Origin of the sequence: Paraburkholderia sp. GV068 (assembly GCF_003058125.1) — a bacterium.
GTDB classification, from domain to species: Bacteria; Pseudomonadota; Gammaproteobacteria; order Burkholderiales; family Burkholderiaceae; genus Paraburkholderia; species Paraburkholderia graminis.
In genome coordinates this window covers 1-17,504 of record NZ_QBUB01000020.1, presented here as the reverse complement: position 1 = coordinate 17,504, position 17,504 = coordinate 1, and the positions used below count along the sequence as shown (strand labels likewise).

General features: G+C 63.0%; 14 protein-coding genes and 1 pseudogene. 6 read left to right on the top strand and 9 right to left on the bottom strand.

All coding sequences use genetic code 11. The annotated features are described in order from the left end of the window. Positions 1–294 precede the first annotated feature (294 nt). From C8K18_RS29075 to C8K18_RS29060, 4 genes are all read left to right on the top strand, one after another. The gene (locus C8K18_RS29075) at positions 295–1,287 is read left to right on the top strand and encodes a DedA family protein/thiosulfate sulfurtransferase GlpE (RefSeq protein WP_006047494.1); all 993 of its coding nucleotides are present in this window, start codon (positions 295–297) and stop codon (positions 1,285–1,287) included. A 95-nt stretch (positions 1,288–1,382) separates the two neighbouring features. After that, complete coding sequence (locus C8K18_RS29070; RefSeq protein WP_006047493.1) at positions 1,383–3,098, top strand: FAD-dependent oxidoreductase; 1,716 nt, start codon at positions 1,383–1,385, stop codon at positions 3,096–3,098. Positions 3,099–3,304: 206 nt separating this feature from the next. Further along, positions 3,305–3,580 (top strand): hypothetical protein, encoded by a 276-nt coding sequence (locus C8K18_RS29065; RefSeq protein ID WP_006047492.1) that lies wholly within the window; start codon positions 3,305–3,307, stop codon positions 3,578–3,580. A gap of 166 nt (positions 3,581–3,746) precedes the next feature. Continuing rightward, positions 3,747–5,018, top strand: coding sequence for a winged helix-turn-helix domain-containing protein (locus C8K18_RS29060; protein WP_107710661.1), 1,272 nt, complete (start codon positions 3,747–3,749; stop codon positions 5,016–5,018). Between the two features lie 21 nt (positions 5,019–5,039). Here the strand turns inward: C8K18_RS29060 and C8K18_RS29055 are convergent, their stop codons facing one another. The 3 genes from C8K18_RS29055 to C8K18_RS29045 form a co-directional block, all read right to left on the bottom strand. After that, complete coding sequence (locus C8K18_RS29055; RefSeq protein WP_107710660.1) at positions 5,040–5,639, bottom strand: LysE family translocator; 600 nt, start codon at positions 5,637–5,639, stop codon at positions 5,040–5,042. Positions 5,640–5,766: 127 nt separating this feature from the next. Continuing rightward, entirely contained in the window at positions 5,767–6,030 is a 264-nt protein-coding gene (locus C8K18_RS29050; RefSeq protein ID WP_006047489.1) for a hypothetical protein, read from the bottom strand. 221 nt (positions 6,031–6,251) lie between these two features. Then, entirely contained in the window at positions 6,252–7,163 is a 912-nt protein-coding gene (locus tag C8K18_RS29045) for a DMT family transporter (protein WP_029967329.1), read from the bottom strand. 171 nt (positions 7,164–7,334) lie between these two features. Between C8K18_RS29045 and C8K18_RS29040 the strand changes: the two genes are divergently transcribed. Beyond that, on the top strand, positions 7,335–8,255 hold the full coding sequence (locus C8K18_RS29040) for an AraC family transcriptional regulator (RefSeq protein WP_107710659.1): 921 nt from the start codon (positions 7,335–7,337) through the stop codon (positions 8,253–8,255). A gap of 34 nt (positions 8,256–8,289) precedes the next feature. Here C8K18_RS29040 and C8K18_RS29035 read toward each other — a convergent pair whose 3' ends face one another. The 4 genes from C8K18_RS29035 to C8K18_RS29015 all read right to left on the bottom strand — a co-directional run bounded on the left by C8K18_RS29035 (position 8,290) and on the right by C8K18_RS29015 (position 14,890). Next, complete coding sequence (locus C8K18_RS29035) at positions 8,290–11,310, bottom strand: FAD-binding and (Fe-S)-binding domain-containing protein (RefSeq protein ID WP_107710658.1); 3,021 nt, start codon at positions 11,308–11,310, stop codon at positions 8,290–8,292. A gap of 112 nt (positions 11,311–11,422) precedes the next feature. Then, a complete protein-coding gene (locus tag C8K18_RS29025; protein ID WP_107710656.1) occupies positions 11,423–12,208 on the bottom strand; it encodes a 2-keto-4-pentenoate hydratase in 786 nt (261 codons plus the stop codon). 3 nt (positions 12,209–12,211) lie between these two features. After that, on the bottom strand, positions 12,212–13,498 hold the full coding sequence (locus C8K18_RS29020) for an MFS transporter (protein ID WP_107710689.1): 1,287 nt from the start codon (positions 13,496–13,498) through the stop codon (positions 12,212–12,214). A 171-nt stretch (positions 13,499–13,669) separates the two neighbouring features. Then, a complete protein-coding gene (locus C8K18_RS29015; protein WP_107710655.1) occupies positions 13,670–14,890 on the bottom strand; it encodes an alanine--glyoxylate aminotransferase family protein in 1,221 nt (406 codons plus the stop codon). Positions 14,891–15,052: 162 nt separating this feature from the next. On the opposite strand from C8K18_RS29015, the gene C8K18_RS29010 reads away from it, so the two are divergent. After that, positions 15,053–15,781: a GntR family transcriptional regulator gene (locus C8K18_RS29010; RefSeq protein ID WP_006047482.1), complete on the top strand. Its 729-nt coding sequence runs from the start codon at positions 15,053–15,055 to the stop codon at positions 15,779–15,781. Between the two features lie 330 nt (positions 15,782–16,111). Here C8K18_RS29010 and C8K18_RS29005 read toward each other — a convergent pair whose 3' ends face one another. Both C8K18_RS29005 and C8K18_RS33420 read right to left on the bottom strand, forming a co-directional pair. After that, complete coding sequence (locus tag C8K18_RS29005) at positions 16,112–16,570, bottom strand: hypothetical protein (RefSeq protein WP_107710654.1); 459 nt, start codon at positions 16,568–16,570, stop codon at positions 16,112–16,114. Positions 16,571–16,751: 181 nt separating this feature from the next. Then, positions 16,752–17,387: pseudogene (locus C8K18_RS33420) on the bottom strand (type VI immunity family protein); the annotation flags it as partial. Positions 17,388–17,504 lie beyond the last annotated feature (117 nt).

Below are 17,504 nucleotides of genomic sequence, written 5' to 3'. Positions count from 1 at the left end.
TAGGCAGCGGTTTTCGCCGGCATTGCAGTCGGCGTTTGTTGCTCGCGGTTCTGATGCTCGCCGCTCTGTTGCTCGTCTTTCCCGCAGTCTTCGCGCGCCGATTTTATTCAGAGCGCGCGAGCTTTAATCGTTTTTGATTATTAGAATCCGGGCCGCGCGGCGGTAGCGCTTCCAACCCCGAATAACCGGGGCATTTCAAGGGCTTTGCACGTCTTGAAAATGGTCCATAATCGCTCCATTCTCCTTTGCTTCCCTACTGCGCGCCGTGCCTGAAAAGGCCGCGGATGTAAGTCGATGCTACATGACCTCGTCGAGCAATATGGCCCGGCGCTCATCTTTGTGAACGTGCTGGCCGCCTCCATCGGCCTGCCGGTGCCGGCCATGCCGTCGCTCGTGTTGTTCGGCGCGATGGCCGCAATGCATCCGGGGTCCGTCGGCACGGAATTGCTGCCGGTGCTCGTGCTGTCGATCTTCGCGACGCTGATCGGCGACAGCGCCTGGTATCTGGCGGGCCGGCTGTACGGCGGCAATACGCTGAAAACGATCTGCCGTCTGTCGCTGTCGCGTGACACGTGCGTCAAGAAAACCGAGCGCTTTTTCGGGCGTTGGGGCGTGCGCGTGCTGGCCGTCGCCAAGTTCGTCCCCGGCCTGTCGATCGTGTCGATTCCGATGGCGGGCGCAATGGGCACGCGCTACCGCACGTTCCTCACCTACGACAGCATTGGCGCCGCGTTGTGGTCGGGCACGGGGCTCATCGTCGGCGCGTTGTTCGCGCGTCAGATCGACATGGTGTTCGCAGCCGCCGGGCGTCTCGGGCGCACCGCCGGCGCGGTCGCGATCGCGTTGCTGCTGTTGTATGCGGTGTACCGCTGGATTCGCCGTCGTCAGTTGATCAACAAGCTCGCATCCGCCCGCATCGAAGTGGACGAGCTCGCCGAGCTGGTCGCCGCGGGCAACACGCCGGTGCTGTTCGACATCCGCTCGCACGAGAAGCGCAAGCTCGATCCGTTCGTGATTCCCGGCTCGCAATTCGCCGATGAACGGCAACTCGATCAGATCGTCGCCACTTATCCGCGCGATCAGAAACTGGTGATCTACTGTTCGTGCCCGAATGAAATTTCGGCCGCATGGATGGCCAAGCAGTTGAACGAAGCGGGCTTCGACGACGTGCTGCCGTTGCGCGGCGGCATGGAAGCCTGGCGCGACTCCGGCCGGCCCGTCGAGGGCTTGCCCGGCATGCCGCCACCCGAAGCCGCCGTCGAGCACATCGCGCCGAAAGCGGTCTGACGCCGCGCGCGGCGCATTCGCTGGCGCGCGCGCTGGCGGATGCGCGCCGTCGCGCCTTCGTTCAGTCAATCAACGAACATCGAGGGAGCGGTTCGATGCTTTCCACTGCAGAACCCGAAGTACAGCCCGATGCGGTAGTCGCGGACGCACCGTTTTCCAATCTGTCGACGCGCATGCACCAGATGTTTCCCGAGCTCACCGCGGCGGAGATCGATCGCGTGCGCAAGTTCGGCGAAGTCGGCCAATGGCAGGCTGGCGAGCTGCTGTTCGAGACGGGCCACACCGGCCCGGGCATGTTCGTGCTGCTCGAAGGGCGCGTGAAGATTTCCCAGCGCGACGGCATCGGCCGTGAAGTGGTGATCGGCGAACACGGGCCGGGGCATTTCCTCGCTGAGGTCGGTCAACTGTCCGGGCGTCACGCGCTCGTCAACGGCATGGCGCTCACTCACGTCAAGGCGTTGCTGATTCCGCCGGAGAGGCTGCGCGCGCTGCTGGTGGCGGAAGCCGAGCTTGGCGAGCGCATCATGCGCGCGCTGATTCTGCGGCGCGTATCGCTGATCGAGAAAGGCGCGGGCGGGCCGATCCTGATCGGCAGCAGTACCGACGCACGGCTCGTGATGCTGCAAGGCTTCCTGTCGCGCAACGGCCATCCGCACTCCACGATCGACGAATGCGATGAGGACGCGTTGCGCCTCGTCGAGCAGTTCGGCGCGCAGGACGGCGACATGCCGCTGGTGATTTGCCCCGACGGCTCGGTGCTGCGTCATCCGAGCATGCCGGAACTGGCAACCGCGCTCGGCCTGCTGCCGGATCTGAACGACTGCATGGTCTACGACGTCGCGATCGTCGGCGCGGGGCCGGCCGGCTTGGCGACTGCCGTGTACGCGGCGTCGGAAGGTCTCTCGGTGATCGTGCTCGACAGCCGCGCGCCCGGCGGCCAGGCGGGCGCGAGCTCGCGAATCGAAAACTATCTCGGCTTCCCGACCGGCATCTCCGGTCAGGCGTTGGCGGGCCGCGCGTTCGTGCAGGCGCAGAAGTTCGGCGCGCACGTCGCCATTCCTGTGCATGTGAAGGCGCTGCATTGCGGCGAGGCGCCGTACCGGCTCGAGCTCAAATGCGGCGGCCATATCAGCGCGCGGACCATCGTGATCGCGAGCGGCGCGGTGTACCGGCGCCCCGCGCTGGAAGGCCTGGATCGTTTCGAGGGACGCGGCGTGTACTACTGGGCGTCGCCCGTCGAAGCAAAGCTGTGCAAGCGCCAGCAGGTCGTGCTGGTGGGCGGCGGCAATTCGGCCGGCCAGGCGATCGTCTATCTGGCGACGCACGCGGCCAAGGTCCACGTACTGATCCGGCGCAGCGGCTTCGAGGCGACCATGTCGCGCTATCTGATCGACCGTATCCGTTCGTTGCCGAACGTCGTCGTTCATCCGAATTCGGAGATCGGCCAGCTCATCGCGGACGAAAGCGGACTCGCGGCGGTCGCCCTGAAAAAGCCTTTGCCCGACGGCACGGAGCAGATCGACACGCGGCATCTGTTCCTCTTCACCGGCGCGGACCCGAACACCGACTGGCTGCGCACCTGCGGCGTGGAACTTGACGAGAAGGGCTTCGTGTTGACGGGCACGGGCGCGGACGGCGCGTCGGCTTGCGACCTCGCGACCACCGTCAAAGGCGTGTACGCGATCGGCGACGCCCGCGCGGGCTCGACCAAACGCGTGGCGGCGGCGGTCGGCGAAGGCGCGGCCGTGGTCGCGCAGATTCATCAGCTGCTGGCCGTTTCCGCGGACGAAGCCGTCGCCTCCGTGGCCTGAACCGCGCTCATACAAGGGCCGTTGCCGCCGCCACACGCGGGGCGGCGGCCCTGAAGTAGTCCCCTCCGAAGTAATCCCCTGTTACACACGCCTGCAACTCGTTGCACCTGCTTTTCTTTCTGCCTCGTAAGATAGACGTCAGCCATTCGACAGTGAATGCCGACCGTCGAAACAGCCATTGTCTTGCTGGGACACAGGAGAAAAGCATGAACACACGCGCGATCGTCTTCGCCGCCTTCGGACTTGCCGCCGCCTGCGCATCGACTGCCGCTTCCGCTCGCGTCGACGTCGGCGTGTTCGTCAACACGCCGGGCCCCGTCTATGCCGCGCCGCCGGTCATGTACGCGCCGCCGCCGGTCGTCTATGCGCCTCAGCCGGTCTACGGTTACGGCTATCGCGACGACTATTACCGGGAGCGCCGCTGGCATCACGATCACGGCCGTCATCGCGGCTGGGACAAGCATCACGGCCGCGGCTGGTAATCGTCGGAGCGAGCAACGCGGCCGCTCGCCGCTTCGCTTGTCACTGCGCGCTTCGCTCGTCACGACGTCAACCACAGCGCCGACGCATTCACGCTACAGTAGCGTCTGCTGATTCAGGCGGGCTTTCTGCCCGCTTCATCGCAGTCACTTACTGAACGACGTCCGCGTGAAGACTCTTTCGCTTTCCGCCGCCCGCACACTCCACCTGGCCGCGCAAGGTCTGCTGTCGCCGCCGCGCCGCAAGGCCACCAGGGCCGACGTGCTCGAAGCAATCCGCCGCATGGCGCAATTGCAGATCGACACGATTCATGTGGTCGCGCGCAGTCCTTATCTCGTGCTCTTTAGCCGGCTCGGCGCCTATCCGCAGCAATGGCTCGACGAACATCTCGCCGCAGGCAAGCTGTTCGAATACTGGTCGCATGAAGCCTGTTTTCTGCCGATCGAAGACTACGGGCTGCTGCGCCATCGCATGCTGGACCCGAGCGGCATGGGCTGGAAATACGCGGCCGATTGGCACCACAAACATCGCAAGGACATCGACGCACTGCTCGAACACATTCGCGCAACGGGCCCCGTGCGCTCGGCGGATTTCGCTCGCGAGTCGGGCAAAGGCAACGGCTGGTGGGACTGGAAGCCGGAGAAGCGTCATCTGGAAGTGCTGTTCGCCATCGGGCAATTGATGGTGGCCGAGCGGCGCAATTTTCAGCGCGTCTACGACGTCACGGAACGCGTGTTGCCGCATTGGGACGACGCCCGCGATCTGCCGCCGCAACAGGCCGTCGCCGACGAACTGCTGCGCCGCACGTGCCGCGCGCTCGGCGTCGCGCGGGCCGACTGGGTCGCGGACTACTACCGGCTGCCGCGCCGTCCGTATCGCGACGAACTTCATGCGCTTGCCGATCAAGGGGAACTGATTCCTGTGCAGGTGCCCGGCTGGAAGCAGGACACGTTCGTGCATCGCGACTTCGGCCCCATGCTCGACGACGCCGCGAGCGGCAAGCTCGCATCGACGGTGACGACGGTGCTCTCGCCATTCGACCCGGTCGTGTGGGATCGCAAACGCGTGGCCGCGCTGTTCGACTTCGACTACGCGATCGAATGCTATACGCCGGCGGCCAAGCGCAAATACGGCTACTTCGTGCTGCCTCTGCTAAGCCGCGGGCGTCTGGTCGGTCGCGTCGATGCGAAAGCGCACCGCGCAGAAGGCGTTTTCGAATTGAAATCGGTGCACATGGAAGCGGGCGTACGCCCAAGCGCGCGGCTCGCGGGCGATCTGCGGCGCGCGTTGCAACGGTGTGCGGATTGGCACGGCACGCCGCATCTGCAGATCACGTCGGCGGCGCCGGAATGGCGCGAAGCGCTCAGCACGGGTGACAACGAAGCGGAAGCCGAAGCCGAAGACGTGAAACCGAAACCGAAAGTGAAAGCGAGCGCATAGGCACGCCTTCAGCGCGTGCCGTCAATGCAACGCCGACCATGCAAGCGTCAGCGAAAACACGCCGAGCACGACCGACGCGCCGCGCTGGATCTTCGCCGGATCGAGCCAGCCGAGCTTGCCGCTGCCGAGCGCCGCGCCGAACGCAATCCACGCGAGCGCGATCGGCGCGAGAAGGCACGCGAATATCAGCATCGACAGCAGATACGCCGGCCAAAGCACGAAAGCAGCAGCCGGAAAGATGGTGCCCGCGAACAGCAGCGCCTTGGGATTGAGCAGCGTCGCGAGGAACAGGCGCAGTGTGCCGCTCGCTTTTTGCGTCGAGTCCGGCAACGCGACGGCCGCGCGCCACATATCGACGGCGAGCCACGCGATGTACGTCCCCGCCGCCACGCGCAGCAGCGCGGGCAGCCAGGGCAGCGCGTGCGCGGCCTGTGCGAGAAAGCGTCCCCAGACGGAAATGGCGACGAGATAGCCGGCGAGTTCGGCGGCTATGAGCGGCAGCGAGCGCCGCACGCCCTGGCGCAGACCGGCCGACGCGAGCAACGTATTGGTGGGGCCCGGCGTGATGAGCACGACGACAATGCCGACGGCTAATAACGCGATAGCGGACACAGAGAACATGGAAAAGGCGCAATGTTGGAAACAGTGCGCCTTTTTATCACAGAAGCGGATTCGGCCCGCAAACAGGCTCTATCGCGATAACCGGCCGCAATCGTCAAGGGTCAAGCGGCGAGCCGCGAGAGTCCGCTCAGTGCTCGAGCTTCGCGCGCAGTTCGCGGGCGGCTTCGAGCAAGCCTTCGTAACCGGAACGCGCATGCTCGGGCAAGTCGGGATCGCCGACGAACGTGCCTAGCGTTTCGATCAGGCTGTACAGAATGCCCTTCGCGGCACCCGACGCAATGCTGCCGGATGACACCTGCTGATTCACGTGACTGAGCGCCGCGTCGAGGTTGTCGAGATCGGGCCGGTCGCCGGTGGGCGGCTTGGGCGTGGGCGTTACGTCTTGCGTCATGATGATGCATCTCCCCGTTGAAGCTTCGGTAAACGAGCGATCCTTTCACGTTTGTTATATACCGATCGCGCGTTGCCGTCTATTCGTGATCCGCGCGACGAGCCCGAAGCGATTCGCCGCACGGGCCCGCGCGCTGAGGTTCGCAGCGCTCCCGAAATAGCTCACCGATGGCCTTGATGAACGCGGCGTCCGTGCGTCGTCGTCTCTATGTCGTTATGTCCTTACGCCTTCATGTTCGTGCAATGGCCGCGTCGCCCGAAGATGCGCCGGGTCATGTCGAAGGCGACGAGGTTGCCGGCCACCACGAGCAGCAATCCGACCACGGCCAACGCGGACCACTGGTAGCCTTCGAATACCGTCGACACCGCGAGCGCCACGATCGGAAAGAGCACCGTCGAATAGGCCGCGCGCTCCGGGCCGATGCGCCCCACCAGCATCAGATAGGCGGTAAAGCCAATCACCGAGCCGAAGATCGCGAGATACGCGAGTGCGCCGACGTAACGCGCGGACGGCTCGATCGCGAACGGGAAACCGGCGACCACGCTGCCCACTGTCAGCACGCTCGCGCCGATCAGCATGGCCCAGCTATTCGTGGCGAACGGATGCAAGCCCATCGATTGCATACGGCTCGACAGCAGATTGCCCGCCGAAAAACACAAGGTGCCGAGAAACGCGATGCCAAGCCCGAGCCACGCCGCGTGATCGCCGAGATGCCCGCTCATCTGCTGGACGAACAGACACACGATGCCGACGAGGCCGAGCATCGCACCCGCAATCGCCGAAGGCTGCAACGGGCGCCCCATGAAAAGCCGTCCGTTGATCGAATTGAGAAGCGGCGCCGTCGAGAATACGACGGCGACGAGCCCGCTCGGCACCACCTGTTCGGCGTAGTAAAAGCACAGAAAGTTGACGCAGAAGAGCGCGAGCCCCTGCGCGAACAGAAAGCGCCATGCGGCGCGCGGCGGCCACATCGGCCGGCGCATGATGCGCAACAGCGCGAACAGCACTAAGGCCGCGATCCAGAAGCGCCACGCGATCGACACCGGCGGCGGCACCGAGCCCAGTTGCCACTTGATCGCGATCCACGTGGTGCCCCAGATCAGGACGGTAATGGCATAAAGAAAGAGATTCATGGTCAAGCCTGCAAGCAGCGGATACGGGAGTTCGACTATGCGTCGGCGCGGCTCGCGGCACTTGTCCAGGATTGCGCATTTTTTGGCGCGCGTCGCCGGGGCGTGTGTCGTCATGCGCGGCGGGTCGTATACTTGTGACTATTCCTCGCAAGAAAGACACCCGCCCATTCCGTGAACACGAGCCCGCCCGTCCCCGTCATCGACGCCACTGAAACGCCGTTCGGCATTCAGTCGGTATGTCACACGCTCGGCACCTCGAATGCGAATCTGGACCGCTTCGCGTGGCTCGGCGACGGTCTCGCGATTGCCGTCTGGACGCGCGACACGGAAGTCGCGGAAACCGTCTACGAGCGCCCAGGCCATCACACGCTGTCGTGCTATCTGGACGGCGGCTATCGCACGGAGCGTCAGAAAATGCCCGGGCGTTATGGTGCGCCGTCCCGGCTGTGCGCATTGCCCGGCGATCATGAATCGCGTTGGTGGGTCCGCGGCCATATGCACTTCATGCACCTGTATTTTCTGCCCGAGCATTTCACGCAGCGCGCCGTGCAGGAACTCGACCGCGAACCGCGCGAGCTGACGCTCGCCGATCGCACGTATTTCGAAGACGCGCGCATTGCCGGGTTATGTCAGTCGCTCGCCAACGAGCATTGGGACGATGCCGACGGCTTGCTGCGCACCAACGAAACCGCGCATGAAGTGCTGAGTCTGCTGCTGCAGGCGCAAGGCGTGCGGCGCAGCGGCGTCGCGCTGAAGGGCGGCTTGTCGGTCGGGACGCGGCGGCGTCTGCGCGATTACATCGAGAACCATCTCGCCGAGCCGCTCACGCTCGGCGAACTCGCGAGTGTCGCCGCATTGTCGGAGTTTCACTTGGCGCGGATGTTCCGCACGTCGTTCGGATTGCCGCCCGCTGCATGGATCGCGCAGCAGCGGCTAGAACGCGCCCGGACGCTGCTGCGCACCACCGCGCTGCCGCTCGCCCAAGTCGCCGGACTATGCGGCTATGCGAACGCCAGCCACTTGAGCCATCGTTTCCGCGAAGGCGTCGGTGTGTCGCCGGGCGCGTACCGGCAGGCTATGTCGGCGGTCTGATAGCAGCGGGCTCCAGCGCAGCGCGCGCGTCATGTCATTGCAGCGCCATCGCCAGCACGCGCGCGACGTGGATCGCCTCGACACCCGCGCCGTCATGAATCTGATGACGGCAGCTCGTGCCGTCGGCGACCATGATCGTACCGGCGTCCATTTTGCGCACCGCCGGCAGTAGCGACAGCTCGGCCATCGCCTGCGAAGTCGCGTAGTGCTCCGCTTCGTAGCCGAAGCTGCCGGCCATTCCGCAGCACGACGATTCCACCGTCGATACCGTCAGTTCAGGAATCCATTTCAACACGGTTTGCACGGGCGTGAAGGCGTCGAATGCTTTCTGATGGCAATGCCCATGCACGAGCGCCTGCTGCGTCGCCAAAGGCTTCAGCGCAAGCTGCAAGCGCCCGGCCTGTTGCTCGTGCACGAGGAATTCTTCGAAGAGAAACGCCTGTTTGGCGAGCCGCTTCGCTTCGTCGCCGAAACCGTAGTGCAGGAATTCGTCGCGCAACGACAGCAGGCACGAAGGCTCGAGTCCGACAATCGGCACGCCGCGCTCCACGTAGGGCTTGAACAGATCAAGCATGCGCCGCGCTTCGTGCTTCGCTTCATCGACAAGTCCTGCGGCCAGGAACGTGCGCCCGCAGCAGACCGGCCGCTCGCCTTGCCGCGTGTTGAAATGCACCGTGTAGCCCGCGGCTTCCAACACCTTCTGCGCGGCCCGCGCGTTGTCGGGCTCCATGTTGTTATTGAACGTATCGACGAACAGCAGCACTTCGTTCAACGCCGCGCCGCGCGCGTTCACAGTCGGCTTCGCGCTCGACAGAAACGGTTTTGCGAAACGCGGCAAGCTCCGTTCGCTTGCAAAGCCGACCGAACGCTTGAACCACGTCGACAGCAGCGGCACGTTGTCGGCAAATGCGATGAGGCCCGGCACGCGGCTCGCCGTTGCCGCGTAACGCGGCATGAAGGCAACCAGCTTGTCGCGCAGCGTCAGTCCGTGCCGCTTCACGCGCGCCGCGCGCGCCTCGATCTTGAACTTCGCCATATCGACGCCGGTCGGGCAATCGCGCTTGCAGCCCTTGCACGATACGCAGAGATCGAGCGTGTCCTTGACGTCGTCGCTGGCAAGGCCGGCTTCGCCGAGTTGTCCCGAGATCGCGAGGCGCAACGTGTTCGCGCGTCCGCGCGTGACATGCTGCTCGTCTTTCGTCACGCGATAACTCGGGCACATGGTGCCCGCGTCGAACTTGCGGCAGTGGCCGTTGTTGTTGCACATTTCGACGGCCCTCGCGAGACCGCCCGACAGATCGTTGCCGCTGCCCGGCGCGCTCTCGCGGCCCGTCAGCGGATCGCGTTCCACATTCCACGCGGACCAGTCGAGCGCGGTGTCGATGCGCCGTTCGCGATAGCCTGGAGCGAAGCGGAAGTAGCGCGCGTCGTCCATTTTCGGCGGACGCACCATCTTGTCGGGATTGAAGCGGTTGTCCGGATCGAACAGCGTTTTGATCTCGCTGAACGCCTCGTTCAGTTTCGGGCCGTATTGCCACGCGACCCATTCACCGCGGCACAGGCCATCGCCGTGTTCGCCCGAATAGGCGCCCTTGTATTCGCGCACCAGCGCCGCGGCTTCCTCGGCGATCGCACGCATTTTGACGGCGCCGTCGCGGCGCATGTCGAGAATCGGCCGCACATGCAGCGTGCCGACGCTTGCGTGCGCGTACCAGGTGCCTTCCGTGCCATGCCGATGAAAAACTTCCGTCAGCTTGCTCGTGTATTCGGCGAGATGTTCGAGCGGCACGGCGCAGTCTTCGATAAAGGACACGGGTTTGCCGTCGCCCTTCATGCTCATCATGATGTTGAGCCCGGCCTTGCGCACTTCCCACAGCGCCTTTTGCGCATTCATGTCCGGCATTTCGACGACAGAGCCAGGCAAGCCGAGATCGGCCATCAATTCGGTGAGCTGCCTGAGTGACTCGAGTTGTGCGTCGCGCGATTCGCCGGCGAACTCGACGAGCAACACCGCTTGCGGTTCGCCGACCAGCGCCTTCGCGACCACCGGACGAAACGCGGGGTTGCTCATCGCGAGATCGATCATCGTGCGATCGACCAGTTCAACCGCGACCGGCTTCAGCTTGACGATGTGCTGCGTGAAATCCATCGCCTGCCAGAAGGTCGGAAAGTTGACGACGCCGAGCGTTTTGTGCGCGGGCAGCGGCGCGAGCTTCAACGTCAACTGACGGCTGAACGCGAGCGTGCCCTCGGAACCGACCAGCAGATGCGCGAGGTTGGCGACGCCGTCGTCGGTATAAGCGCGCGGGTTCTGACAATCGAACAGGTCGATGTTGTAGCCGGCCACGCGGCGCAACACTTTCGGCACGCGCGCCGCGATTTCGTCGCGCTCGCGCTCCGCGATCCGCTTCACGCCTTCGAGTATCTGCTGCAAGCGCGCGCCTTGCGGCACTTGTCGCAACGATGCGAAACGTGCTTCGCTGCCGTCGGCGAGAATCGCGTCGATGGCCTCGACGTTGTGCACCATGTTGCCGTATTCGATCGAACGCGAGCCGCACGAATTGTTGCCCGCCATGCCGCCGATCGTGCATTGCGCTGCCGTCGACACATCCACGGGAAACCACAAGCCATGCGGCTTGAGCCACGCGTTCAGATGATCGAGCACGACGCCTGGCTCGACGGTAACCGTGCGTGCGTCCGCATCGAAATCGACGATGTTATTGAGCCACTTGCTCGTGTCGATCACGAGCGCTTCGCCGACAGTCTGTCCGCATTGGCTGGTGCCGGCGCCGCGCGCGAGCAGCGGCACTTTTTCACTGCGCGCGATGTCCAGCGCGATGCGCAAATCGTCCTGATCTCGCGGCACCACGACACCGACCGGCATGATCTGGTAGATGGACGCATCGGTCGCATAACGGCCGCGGCTCGCCGCATCGAACAGCACGTCGCCGCGCAACGCTTTGCGCAGATGCTGCGCGAGCGGACTCGTCAGACGCGCGGCGGACGGCACAAGATGAATCGGCTTGACCAGCAAAGCGGAAGTGGGATTCGTCATAACGTCGATGGTTATTGCGTTGCGTGCATTGCGTGCGTTGCGTGCATTACGTGCATTGCGTGCGTTGCGTGCGTTGCGTGCGTTGCGTGCGTTGCGTGCATCGCGCGAAGGTTCAGTACAACGTGACGCTCACGGACGGCAGTCCTTCGATGCGTCCGTGCGCGAGGCCCGCGCTTCGCGGGAAGAACATGCCGGTGTATGAACCCGTGGTGACGACCATGTCCGGCGTCACCGCAATGCCGCGCGATGTCGCGTGATTGACGAGCCACGTGAGCAAGCGGCGCGGATCGCCGGCCGGGTTGGCGGGCGTCAGTTCGACGACATCGCGTCCGTTGAAATCGAAGCGCAGCGCAGGCGAGGCAAACGGAAAATCGTCGTGATACGGCATGAATTCGCCGACGATCAGCGCGCCGTGGTTCTGCAAGTCCGCGAGTTGCGCGAGCTTGTCGATGTCGGGCCACGCGGCGAAACGGCTCGCGACAATTTCAATCGTCGCGCCGAACGAACCGATTGCCGCGTGCACGTCGGCCTCGCTATAAGGCGTGGCCGAAGGCTCGAAGCGGCGGCCGAAGCGAAAGGCGATTTCGAGTTCCAGCCCCAACGGTGCAAAGGCCGCGCGCGGCAACGTGGAGCCGTCGGAATGCAAGTCGATGCGCGGCAGCGGCGCACCCTGGATCGGGCCCGTTGGCGACTTGGCGCCGATCTTCCAGCCGCCGATGCGCGCGCCGCCGATCGCCAGAATCTCGTGCTGGATCGCATAGGCCGCGTCGGCGTCGGCGGGCGTGAGGTTGGGCTGCGGCTTGCCGAGCGTCGCATGATCGTGGCGGGCATCGGCAAGCAGGCGGCTAAGGGGCGAGGCGCCCGGCTTCATTGCGTCGGCGTGAGGGGATTTGAGCATCGCTCACACGCCCATGCTGGTGGAAACCTGCCCCTTGTCCGCGGCATTGCCTGCGAACTTGCTTTCCGGCTGCATGCGGAACGCGAGCACGACACCGAGCGCCATCAACAGCATGCTGCCGACGAACGGCAATTCCCAACTGCCGAAATAGTCGATCAGGAAGCCGCCCACCACTGGCGAGATGATCGCCGCGAGCGCCGAGCCCGTGTTCATCATGCCGCTCGCGGTGCCCGAGGCGTCCGGCGCGATGTCCATCGGAATCGCCCACATCGGTCCAATCGTCATTTCGGCGAAGAAGAAGCCCGACGCGAGACACGCCATCGACAGATACAGGTGGTGCGTGAACATCAGCGGAATCAGCGACAGCAGGCAGAAGAACATGCACACCGACACCATCCAGCTACGCGCGCGCTTGAGGCTCCCGGTGCGCGTATAGATGAAGTCGGTCACGATGCCGCCGAGCGTGTCGCCGACGACACCCGCGAGAAACACGGCCGAAGCGAAGATCGCCGACTTCTTCAATTCCAGGTGATAGCTGTGCAGGAAGTACTGCGGAATCCAGCTCAGGAACAGCCACAGTGTCCAGCCGTAGCAGAAGTAGACGATCGTGACCGGCGCCATGCGGCGAAACAGCTTGCCCCAGGGCACGCCCGCCGACTTTGCTTTCGGCGCGGGCAGCACTTCGAGTTCTTCCTTCGTGATACGCGGATGGTCTTTCGGATGCTCGGTGAACGTCAAAGCCCACACGACGACCCACAACAGACTGAACGCACCGCAGATGTAGAACGATTCGCGCCATCCCCAGTTCGCCATCACGAGTACGACGATGCCGGGCGCGACCGCATTGCCGACGCGCGACGCCGCATGCGTGATGCCCTGCGCGAAACCGCGTTTTTCTTTCGCGACCCAGCGCGCCATCGCGGATGTCGCCGCAGGAAAGGTCGCGCCTTCACCGAAACCGAGCAGCACGCGCGCCGCCAGCAGCGAAATGAGGCCACCGGCAAAACCGGTCAGCAAGGTCGCGATGCCCCACACCGCGCCGCACGCGAGCAGCGTGCGTCGAGCGCCGAAACGGTCGCTGACCCAGCCGCCGATGATCTGGAAAAGCAGATACGGATACGCGAAAGCCGAGAACACGAGGCCGACTTCCGTATGCGAAAGATGGAATTCCTTGCCGAAGCCCGCCGCCGCCGTACTGACGTTGACGCGGTCCAGGTAAGTGATGAAGTACATGATGCAGAGCATCAATAGAACGATACTGGTCGCACTCGTCACACGAAACCGCTTCATCGTCTCTCTCCATTTGCATGTATCGACGGCGTTCCTGAGATGGCGCGCTTCGTCGTCGCGAGACGGCACGCGCCGCCTCGCCATCGCATTGTTCGGGCCGCGTTCTGTGCGCGGCTTCATGACGGAACTGACTTCGTTGATGCCTGCTTGTTGTTATTGATGCGGCCTCGCTTACGCTGCCGCCCTCAAACCCGAGGCTTGCGTCGGCTCGCTCAACCAGTCCATCGCGGCAGGCAGACCGCTTTCGTCGAGCGGCACGCCCGCGAGCCGCATGCCCATTTCGCAGCCGGCCAAGGTGGCGAGCAACATCAGATCGTTGCAATCGCCCAGATGGCCGATGCGGAACATGCGGCCTTTCATCTTGCCGAGGCCCGTGCCGAGCGACATGTCGAACCGTTCGTAGATGAGCTTGCGCACCGCGTCGGCGTCGATGCCCTCGGGCATCATCACGCCGGTCAGCACCGGGCTATACACGGAAGGATCGGCGCACTGAATGTCGAGCCCCCACGCACGCACCGCGCGACGCGTCGCCTCGGCAAGACGCTCGTGACGCGCAAAGACGTTGTCGAGCCCTTCGCCGAGAATCATGTCGATTGCCTCGTGAAGGCCGTAGAGCAAATTCGTATTCGGCGTGTACGGCCAGTAGCCGGTCTTGTTCATCTCGACGATGTCGCTCCAGTCCCAAAAGCTGCGCGGCAGTTTTGCGTGCTTGCTGGCGGCCAGAGCCTTCGGCGAAATTGCGTTGAAGCTGATGCCCGGCGGCAGCATCAAGCCCTTCTGCGAGCCTGACACCGTCACGTCGACGCCCCACTCATCGTGGCGATAATCGGCGCAGGCGAGACCCGAAATCGTGTCGACGAGCAACAGCGCGGGATGGCCCGCGGCGTCGATTGCGCGGCGCACGGCAGCAATGTCCGACGTGACACCTGTCGACGTTTCGTTGTGCACGACGCACACTGCCTTGATCGAATGCTGCGTGTCGGCGCGCAGCCGTTCTTCGATCAGGTTCGGTTGAACGCCGCGCCGCCATCCTTCGATACCCGGAAGGCCAAGAAACTCGGGCTTCAGGCCGAGACTCTCCGCCATCTTTTTCCAGAGCGTCGCGAAATGGCCGGTCTCGTACATCAGCACGTGATCGCCGGGACTCAATGTGTTCGAGAGCGCCGCTTCCCATGCGCCGGTGCCGGACGCCGGATAAATCACGACCGGATGCTGCGTCTTGAAGATCTTCTTGATTCCGTCGAGCACCTTCAAACCCAGTTCGCCGAATTCCGGCCCGCGATGGTCGATGGTGGGATAGCTCATCGCCCGGAGGATGCGATCCGGCACCGGACTCGGCCCAGGGATCTGCAGGAAGTGACGGCCAGCGGGATGGAAATCTAACTTCAGCATTACGCTCCTCCGATTGAATTTTGCATGCAAAAAACTATATCAGACGAAGTCGCGCGAGCGAAAGGCGAAAATTGCGTGCGGGCACAGGTGTTTACCCGCGCTGTATCGCTGTCGGCGGTGATCCGATAAAATTGCGCTGGAGAGGCATCTGAGGACGTTTGTATGCAAAATTCTGAAATTGAAGCAGGTTCGGCGGGTTCGGCAGTGTTGCCGAAAGTGGAGCGTCAGCGTTTGCACGACACGGTGGTCGAGCACATTCGCCGGTTTATCGTCGAAGGCGTATTGGAGCCGGGCAAGAAGTTGAACGAGCGCGAGTTGTGCGAAACGCTCGGCATTTCACGCACGCCGTTGCGCGAGGCGCTGAAGGTGTTGGCCGCTGAAGGGCTAATCGAGATTTCGCCGAATCGCGGCGCGTCGGTGTCGAAGATGTCGGAAGCCGAACTGCGCGAGACCTTCGAACTGATGAGCGGTCTCGAGGCTTTCTCGGGCGAACTCGCGGCCGAGCGAATGACGGCGGCCGAGCTCGCCGAAATCAAGGCATTGCATTACGCAATGCTCGCTTGTCGCGCGCAGAACGATCTCGCCGGGTACTACAGCCGCAATCAGGCGATTCACGACAAGATCAACGAGGCCGCGCGCAATTCCGCGCTGCGCCAGACGTATGTGTCGGTGAACCGACGTTTGCAGGCGCTGCGCTTTCGATCGAATTTTCAGATTCCGAAGTGGGATCGCGCGATTCACGATCACGATGAAATGCTGAAGGCGCTCGAGGCGCGCGACGGCAAGAAGCTCAGCGCGATTCTTCGGCAGCATCTGCTTGATAAGCGCGATGCGGTGTTGCAGGTTCAGTCGCGGGAAGAGGCGGCGGGGGGAGCGGGGTTATCCACGTAAATTGTTCATATTGCTGTGGATAACGTTCTTATAGTCGGCGCAAGTGGTTGATGCGATGGCTGAATTTGCAGGCGGGTGATGTATGGGCAGGGAGGGGTGGGTTTGAGTACTCTGCCCTTGGTACGCTTTCATCGCGGCCTGCGCGGAAAAATGTATTCCTCGCTGTCGTTCGAACATTTGTTCACCTACGTTTCCCCGCACGCCCGCTGCGGTGCAGGGAAAACGGCCATTCTCCCAATCGCTGTCTCGAATAGCCTATGGATGACATCTGCCATTCCGCGCCGAAAGGTGGCAAAACCCCAGGCGCAACGCAGTGGCAGCGATGCAACTTCATGGCCTCAGCAGTTTGTACACCGTCGCTGACTTCCGCCAACGGGAGAACGCCCATGCATTCATCGCCAAACCCGCGAGAAGGCAAACGACGGTTCCGACCGTATTGGCGCCTCCACTGAGGACTTCACCCAACCACTTAATTGAAAAAGCGGCTGAGATAACGGCAATAACGACAAACGAACCCAAAGACTTTACGGGCGAATTGACGCCGCAGATCTGCCCAGTCGCGTGATCCACCCAGCCGACCAGTGTCTGCCAGTTATCCGGGTCGCGCAGTACTGCGGTCACTACCGTGCCGCTTTCAAGCCTCGGCTTGCCGTCCATCTTCACGGCGTACTGACGTCGTCCAGCGATTGTTACGTTAAACATTGTGGCGACCGTGCCGCCACTCCTGTCTTTCTCAAAAACAACGCCTCCTATGTCGTCAAGGGTTACTGTAATGGCGCGGTAGGTCATGGGCAATGCGAACGAGAATCCAGGCGGAGGGCGGACAGAAGAAGGGCAGTGGACGCGATGGCCGATAGGCTCAGTGGTCGTCACACAAACGTCATTCCATGCCGGTCGGCCCGCTGCCCTGGCGAGTTATCGCCATACACTAATGCCTCCTTCCACGTTTCGTAGAAAGAATTGATAGCAGTCAAGGGTGTGCCGGTGGCCAGATACCTGGCGCATCAAAACGGCGCATCCAGAGGTCAGTCAAGCGCAGATTAAAGCGAAGCTCCCCGGCGTTTGAACCCATACCGATAGAGCGGATCTCCGTCGTCCGAACCGGGCGGATTACGTCGTTGACCGCAACATAGAGAGAGGGTAAGCCTTCCTCGACAGGAGCCATTTGTGGCTCTTTTCCGGCGCGGATCAATACTCCGCCACCTGAAGTGTCATAAGCGTGGAATGCTGGATCTGGAAGTTTCGAGCGGATCGCTTTGCCGCCCCCCAGCTTGTCCGCATAATGCTTGCCGAGAATGGTGTACCAGTTTGCACCTTTAACGCCTTGCCAGTTTTCAATCATCCCGAGGACGTTAATCGGATTGTCGATCTCGACTCCGTAGTATTTTTGAGCAAGTTCCAGTTCGTATGACTCCCAGCGCGCGTACTCGTGAGGGAGCGCGATTGCCAGACCTGCGTACCCTTGTGTAACGTTGAGTCGGTTGCAGCATGACAGAAGGAAATCATGAAGCGGAAAGCTACCGCCGTCCCAGCTCCCCTTATGAGCGGCATCGTACGGGACCCAAAAGCTTATATAGGACGTGTCTTGGCCGACTGCCTGTTCCCACTTCGCACTTGTTAGACACTGGTGTCATCGGCACCTGTAAATTGATACACCGTCGGCACTGAGGAATTGATACACCTCGACGAAGGGATAATGGCCGCTTTGAGCGGCGATGATCTC

Coding starts and splice junctions, on each gene's coding strand:
- C8K18_RS29045 (WP_029967329.1), bottom strand. CDS start 7,163: ATGAATCTCTTTCTTTATGCCATTACCGTCCTGATCTGGGGCACCACG.
- C8K18_RS29065 (WP_006047492.1), top strand. CDS start 3,305: ATGAACACACGCGCGATCGTCTTCGCCGCCTTCGGACTTGCCGCCGCC.
- C8K18_RS29005 (WP_107710654.1), bottom strand. CDS start 16,570: ATGACCTACCGCGCCATTACAGTAACCCTTGACGACATAGGAGGCGTT.
- C8K18_RS29070 (WP_006047493.1), top strand. CDS start 1,383: ATGCTTTCCACTGCAGAACCCGAAGTACAGCCCGATGCGGTAGTCGCG.
- C8K18_RS29075 (WP_006047494.1), top strand. CDS start 295: ATGCTACATGACCTCGTCGAGCAATATGGCCCGGCGCTCATCTTTGTG.
- C8K18_RS29035 (WP_107710658.1), bottom strand. CDS start 11,310: ATGACGAATCCCACTTCCGCTTTGCTGGTCAAGCCGATTCATCTTGTG.
- C8K18_RS29010 (WP_006047482.1), top strand. CDS start 15,053: ATGCAAAATTCTGAAATTGAAGCAGGTTCGGCGGGTTCGGCAGTGTTG.
- C8K18_RS29020 (WP_107710689.1), bottom strand. CDS start 13,498: ATGAAGCGGTTTCGTGTGACGAGTGCGACCAGTATCGTTCTATTGATG.
- C8K18_RS29050 (WP_006047489.1), bottom strand. CDS start 6,030: ATGACGCAAGACGTAACGCCCACGCCCAAGCCGCCCACCGGCGACCGG.
- C8K18_RS29055 (WP_107710660.1), bottom strand. CDS start 5,639: ATGTTCTCTGTGTCCGCTATCGCGTTATTAGCCGTCGGCATTGTCGTC.
- C8K18_RS29015 (WP_107710655.1), bottom strand. CDS start 14,890: ATGCTGAAGTTAGATTTCCATCCCGCTGGCCGTCACTTCCTGCAGATC.
- C8K18_RS29025 (WP_107710656.1), bottom strand. CDS start 12,208: ATGCTCAAATCCCCTCACGCCGACGCAATGAAGCCGGGCGCCTCGCCC.